This is a genomic window from Desulfofundulus sp. (assembly GCF_049701015.1).
Taxonomy (GTDB): Bacteria; Bacillota; Desulfotomaculia; order Desulfotomaculales; family Desulfovirgulaceae; genus Desulfofundulus.
In genome coordinates, this window is record NZ_JBNATZ010000365.1 from 1 (window position 1) to 1,880 (window position 1,880).

The 1,880-nt window shown below is 53.1% G+C and carries 3 protein-coding genes and 1 pseudogene; 2 read left to right on the forward strand and 2 right to left on the reverse strand.

Features of this window, described 5'->3' with window-relative positions; genetic code table 11:
- A partial coding sequence (locus ACPLUI_RS14415; protein ID WP_424660936.1) for a mannose-1-phosphate guanylyltransferase occupies positions 1 to 835 on the forward strand: 835 nt, incomplete at its 5' end.
- Positions 836 to 875: 40 nt separating this feature from the next.
- Here the strand turns inward: ACPLUI_RS14415 and ACPLUI_RS14420 are convergent.
- Together ACPLUI_RS14420 and ACPLUI_RS14425 are read right to left on the reverse strand one after the other, a co-directional pair.
- A complete protein-coding gene (locus ACPLUI_RS14420) occupies positions 876 to 1,058 on the reverse strand; it encodes a hypothetical protein (RefSeq protein WP_424660937.1) in 183 nt (60 codons plus the stop codon).
- Positions 1,059 to 1,060: 2 nt separating this feature from the next.
- Positions 1,061 to 1,285, reverse strand: coding sequence for a hypothetical protein (locus ACPLUI_RS14425; RefSeq protein WP_424660938.1), 225 nt, complete (start codon positions 1,283 to 1,285; stop codon positions 1,061 to 1,063).
- A gap of 192 nt (positions 1,286 to 1,477) precedes the next feature.
- On the opposite strand from ACPLUI_RS14425, the pseudogene ACPLUI_RS14430 reads away from it, so the two are divergent.
- Positions 1,478 to 1,880: pseudogene (locus tag ACPLUI_RS14430) on the forward strand (hypothetical protein); the annotation flags it as partial.

Below are 1,880 nucleotides of genomic sequence, written 5' to 3' on the forward strand. Positions count from 1 at the left end.
GCCGTGCGGCCGGGATACGGCGGCGGCCGTAGGGCTGGGAGCCCTCCATGTTATGCGCAAGAACCCCCGGGGGGTAATGGCGGTGCTGCCGGCTGATCACTACATTGCCCATGTAAGGCGGTTTCAATCGGTGCTGCAGGCGGGAGTATCCCTCGCAGCCGGTGGGCGGTGGCTGGTAACCATGGGCGTTACCCCCACCAGGCCGGACACGGGATACGGGTACATATGCCAGGGAGAGTTGCTCCAATACCATGAAAGCATACCGGTTTACCGGGTGGAAAGGTTCACGGAAAAGCCGGGGCCGGAAAAGGCCCGGCAGTTTCTGGCTTCAGGCCGCTACCTGTGGAACAGCGGGATGTTTATCTGGCGGGCTGATTTAATCTACCGGTTGATTGAAGAACACCTGCCGGCCCTGGCGGCCGGACTGGCGGAAATAGGGCGGGCCATGGCTCACGGCTCCTGCCGGGAAGTCCTATCCCGGGTATACCCATGCCTTCCAAGAGTTTCTATTGATTACGGGATCATGGAGAAGGCTCCCAACGTCCTTGTTCTGCCGGGTGACTTTGGCTGGGACGACGTGGGTTCCTGGCCGGCCCTGGAGCGGTGCCGGGAAACGGAAGAAAACGGCAACGTGATCGAGGCGCGGGGGGTTTTTCTCGATACACGCAACAGCATCATCCACGCCCCCGGCAGGCTGGTGGCCACGCTGGGAGTGGAGAATCTGGTAGTGGTGGACGACGGGGAGTGCCTGCTGGTGTGCCGTAAAGACCGCGCCCAGGAGCTGAAGCGCCTCACCGCCGCCCTCAGGGAAGCAGGTCTCGAAGATGCTTTATAGTGAAGGCCCTGCCTTCCCTATAGTTGCCCCGCCGGTATGTTTATCCAACTACCTTTTTGGACGGCATGTTCTTTGCAGGAGGAATGCCGGCAAGCTTCTCATGATTTTTGCTTTCTTCTTCACGGATAAACTTGAAGAATTTATCCAAATCACCTTTGAATTGTTCTAGAATAAGTTCACGTGACTTTCTGACTTCATTGACAATATGATCTTCAAAGGCCATAATTAATCCCTCCTCATAAGCTCAATAGGGGTGACAATTTCAGGGGTTTCCAGCCCAATGGAGCCGTTATACCGTCTCAGCTTCCTGCGGATTTCTCCATGGGCGAGGTGCTTGCAGTTCCAGGTTAAAAGGTAGTCTAACTTATATACTACCGCATATGCGATATGTACAGCGTCCAGGGCCGACTTCTTTGGAATGCCAAGCACGGCGAGATACTCTTTTGCCATTTTTTCCACTTCTTCTGTGGCAGGTAAAATTTCAAGTCCTTCAAGATGCTTGACCCTTTGGGAAGCTACTTCAGGATCTCCATTTTGCTTCGATCAGGACTGCTTGGGATATGTAAATTTTAAAATTTTTCCTTTCTTCGTTCCACCATTCATGAGTTGCCTGTTGATTTGCTGCGATGATCAAATCACGGCTTGGGCGGGCTACCAGGTAACTGGGAATGGTTGTTTCAAGGTACAGAGTCGGTTTGTTCTCCATGGGCAACACCTCGCTTTAAAAAGTATAACCTTGAAATAAGTGTAAAGGCAACGGGAACGAAAGGATTTAAACGAAAGGATTTAAAGGTTTTTACCCCGAAAATCATTGCCCGCCTTCCGGAAAATATTACCATAATGCCGCGAAAGAGCCAGTCAGGGCCTTTTCCCGCAAGCATCCAGGGGGTGAAATCGATGAAGGCGGCACTTGCAGAGATCGCCGCTGCCGGCGAAAAAAAACACACCTACGCAGACTATTGTAAGCTCCCCGAGGTGGCACCCTACCAGACGTGCTGGTCATTACTGGTGTCAGCTATATCGAAACAGTGCGCCAGCAGTTGCC

Bases quoted from the DNA above. Each gene is read 5' to 3' on its own strand.
- ACPLUI_RS14420 (WP_424660937.1), bottom strand. From the start codon at position 1,058: ATGGCCTTTGAAGATCATATTGTCAATGAAGTCAGAAAGTCACGTGAA.
- ACPLUI_RS14425 (WP_424660938.1), bottom strand. From the start codon at position 1,285: ATGGCAAAAGAGTATCTCGCCGTGCTTGGCATTCCAAAGAAGTCGGCC.